This is a genomic window from Streptomyces torulosus (assembly GCF_001419765.1).
Lineage (GTDB): Bacteria > Actinomycetota > Actinomycetes > Streptomycetales > Streptomycetaceae > Streptomyces > Streptomyces torulosus.
In genome coordinates, this window is record NZ_LIRK01000870.1 from 1 (window position 1) to 3,924 (window position 3,924).

The following is a 3,924-nucleotide window of genomic DNA, read 5'->3' on the forward strand; positions in this document are numbered from 1 at the left end:
CGCCGGTACCGGCGAGATCTACGCCGAGTGAAGCGCCTCGCCCCCACTGACCCACGCCGCCGTGCCGCTCCTTCACGTACAAGGCCCGAGAGCACGGAAAGCCTCTGGACGAATCAGCGGGCTGCCCTCACTCCGTCTACGAGTACACGTCGTCCAGGAATGCGCGGAAGTCCTGGGACGGCCAGAACTCGACGGATCCACAGCCCTCAACCGCCACCGGGCCATGGCCGCGCACCAAGTAGTACGCCTGCCCCACCTCGCAATACTCCGCGACCTCGGGGGCCAGCATCCGCCCGCCTCGTCAGCAGACAGCCCCAACGGCCCTCCATGCGCAGCGACTCGCCGACCTGGGCGCCGAGGAGCGCGCCGACGACGGTGAGCAGGTCACCGGCGCCGCGGCCGGTGTCGACCCGGGCGACGGTATAGCCGTTCTCCTCGTTGGCGTACGTGATGCGTTCCAGGACGCCTTCGAGCACGGCGAGCCGGCGCTCACCGGTCCCCGCCTGATTCGCCACCATGATCCGACGCTACCGCCCCGGTCCGACAACGCCGTTGGCCCGCCGCGAACACCCCTATTGACTTTCCTTCCGGCCTGTCACTACGGTCTCGCAGAATTTCGAACAGTGTTCGCAATATCGAACATATCGAACCGCCGCATGAGTGCCCAACGGAGGACTCTCCATGCGTTACCGCCTCAGACGTAGCCGTGCGCTGGCCGCCCTGTGCGGCTCGGTGTTGTCCATCAGCCTGCTGTCCGCCGGACCGGGTGCGACGTCCGCCCAGGCCGCCGACGACCCCGACGCCGTCGCCCTCGACAAGGACGCGATCCTCGCCGCCAACCAGCTCGACGAACGCCAGTGGTACAAGGACAACATCCCGTTCATCGACACCCCCGACAACGACATCGACGACGTCTACTACTACCGGTGGAGCACCTTCAAGCGCGCGCTGCGCTACACGGTACCGGGCACCGGGTACGTGTCGACCGAGTACGACGTGCCGATCGGCTACGCCGGGAACCCGTACACCGCGCTCCCGGACGCCACCGGCTACCACCTGCTGGACGGCCGCTGGCTGCACAACCGCGACTACGCGGGTGACTACCTGGACTTCTGGCTGCGCGGGGCGGGCAACTCGGGCGTACGGAACTTCAGCGAGTGGATCACGAGTGCCGCATACCAGCGGTACCTCGTCACCGGGGACGCCGCGCAGATCAAGTCCGCGCTTCCCCACCTCATCGCGCTGTACAAGCGGTGGGACTCCAACTTCAACACCGACATCACGGTCAACGGCACGCAGTCAACCAGCGACCTCTTCCACCAGAGCCCGCTGTCCGACGCCACGGAGTACACCGAGACGTCGATGCACAGCAGCAACTGGTTCAGCGGCGGGCGCGGCTACCGGCCCACCATCAACGCGTACATGTACGCCGCCGCCCAGGCGATCAGCAAGATCGCCACCATGAACGGCGACACGGCGACCGCGAACGACTACGACGCCAAGGCCGCTCAGCTCAAGTCGGCCGTGCAGAACTCGCTGTGGGACCCGCAGCGCAACTTCTTCATGCAGGTCTACAACACGGACAGCACCAACGGCACCCTGAAGCAGACCAGGACGACCTGGCGGGAGCTGATGGGCTACGCCCCCTGGGCGTTCAACCTGCCGGACGCGCAGTACTCGTCGGCGTGGAAGTACCTGAACGACCCCAAGCGGTTCAAGGCGCCGTTCGGGCCCACGACACTGGAGCGGGTGCACGACTTCGAGGCCGAGCAGGCCACCGTCAACCACGCGAACATCTTCAGTGGGTCCACGGCCTCCAACGGCAAGTACGTCGGCCAGATCGACTTCGACGACAGTCACGTCACCTTCACCGTGAACGCGCCCGGCGCCGGGACCTACCCCGTGACCGTGCACTACGCCAACGGAACCTCCGGCACGTCGACCCACAAGCTGATCGTGAACGACGACACCGCGAACCCGCTCACGGTCAGCTACGCGCCCACCGGGGCCTGGCAGAAGTTCTCCGAGACGCAGTCCGTGACCGTGCAGGTCCCCCTGAAGGCCGGGGCCAACACGCTGAAGTTCGCCAAGGGCACGAGCTTCGCCGAGATCGACCGGATCACCGCGAACCCGTACTTCAACTACCAGGCGATACCCGCCGAGCAGAAGCGCGACGACGCCAACTGCTGCCACTGGAACGGTCCGAGCTGGCCGTTCCAGACCAGCCAGGTCCTGACCGGTCTCGCGAACCTGCTCCAGGACTACCCCGCGCAGAGCTTCGTCACCAAGACCGACTACCAGACGATGCTGGCCCAGTTCGCCGACCTCCAGCACAAGGACGGCAAGCCCTACATCGCCGAGGCCGCCAACGGTGACACCGGCGAGTGGATCTACGACGGGTTCAACTTCAGCGAGCACTACAACCACTCCAGCTTCAACGACCTGGTGCTCACCGGTCTGCTGGGCATCAAGCCGCAGGCGAACAACACGCTGGTGCTGAAGCCGCTGGTCCCTTCGGGCTGGGACTGGTTCGCGGTGGAGAGCCTCCCGTACCACGGCCACACCTACTCGATCCGCTGGGACCGGGACGGCTCGCACTACGGCAAGGGCAGCGGGCTGCAGATCTTCCAGGACGGCGTCCGCATCCACCAGTCCTCGACCCTCGGCAACACCACCGTGAACGTGGCCGCGCCCGTCGCCCCGGCCCAGCCCCCGCGGCTGATGAACGTGGCGGCCAATCCGCTCACCGCCGAGCAGGACTGGCTGGGCCGCACCGTCACACAGCCGTACCCGAAGGCCTTCGCCTCCTACACCAACACCGTCTCCAACGGCCCGCACTGCCACAGCGGCCAGACCTGCAAGCCCACCACCTTCGACGCCCCGCTGCGGGCGACGGACGGCTGGATCCGCTACGACAAGATCCCCGACGACCGGTGGACCAACTCCGGCTCGCCGAACGCCACCGACCACCTCGGCGTCGACTTCGGGGCGCCCCGCAAGATCAACGAGGTGAAGTTCTACACCTACGACGACGGCGCGAACATCCGCGTCCCGGCGAGCTACACCGTCCAGTACCTCAAGGACGGGGCCTGGGTGAACGTCCCGAGCCAGACCAGGAGCCCGGCGACGCCGGCCGCGAACAACGCCAACGAGGTGACCTTCCCGACGATCACCACGTCCCAGTTCCGGGTGGTCTTCACACCGCAGGCGGGCAAGTTCGTCGGCGTCACCGAGCTGGAGTCCTGGTACCCGGAGACCCCGCGGGTGAAGATCGTCAACAAGAACAGCAACCTGGAGCTCGGGATCGCCGGTTCCTCGATCGCCGCCGGAGGTGCCGTACAGCAGCAGAGCCCCAGTGACAGCGCCAACCACTGGTGGAAGATCGTCCCGGCCGAGAACGGCTACTACAAGATCTTCAACACCAACAGCGGTCAGGTCCTCGGCGTCAAGGACGCGTCCAAGACCGCCGGCGCGGCGGCGTTGCAGTGGGGGGACACGCTGACCTCCGACCATCTGTGGTCGATCGTCGACGCCGGTGGCGGCTACGCCAAGATCGTCAACAAGAACAGCGGGCTGGTACTGGGGATCGACGGGATGTCCATGTCGTCGGGGGCTCCGGCCCTGCAATGGGACGACAACGGGACCGCCGATCATCTGTGGAGCATCACGGCGGAGGACGGGTCCACGCCGTTCACGTCCTGAGATGTGACGCCGTGAGCGTCCGGGCGTGTGAGTCCCTGAGCTGATCGCCGAGGTCCGCCGAGGCCCCCTGGGGGGTGCGGCGGGCCTCGGCCGTTTTCCGGCTGTACCCCGGGAGCGGTGGTAGCGGCGGTCCCCTGGTGCAGCCGTCCTCCTCAGCGGCGGGGGTGCGCCTTGAGGGCTTCGAGGAAGGGGGTGAAGGCGGCGACGGGGAAGGTGAGAGGG

The 3,924-nt window shown here is 66.9% G+C and carries 1 protein-coding gene and 1 pseudogene; one reads left to right on the forward strand and one right to left on the reverse strand.

Annotated elements, in window-relative coordinates:
* Nucleotides 1-311: 311 nt before the first annotated feature.
* Nucleotides 312-515, reverse strand: a pseudogene (locus tag AOK23_RS46295) (YrrC family ATP-dependent DNA helicase); the annotation flags it as partial.
* Nucleotides 516-681: 166 nt separating this feature from the next.
* Between AOK23_RS46295 and AOK23_RS41670 the strand changes: the two are divergent.
* A complete protein-coding gene (locus tag AOK23_RS41670) occupies nucleotides 682-3,702 on the forward strand; it encodes an MGH1-like glycoside hydrolase domain-containing protein (protein WP_055717596.1) in 3,021 nt (1,006 codons plus the stop codon).
* Nucleotides 3,703-3,924 lie beyond the last annotated feature (222 nt).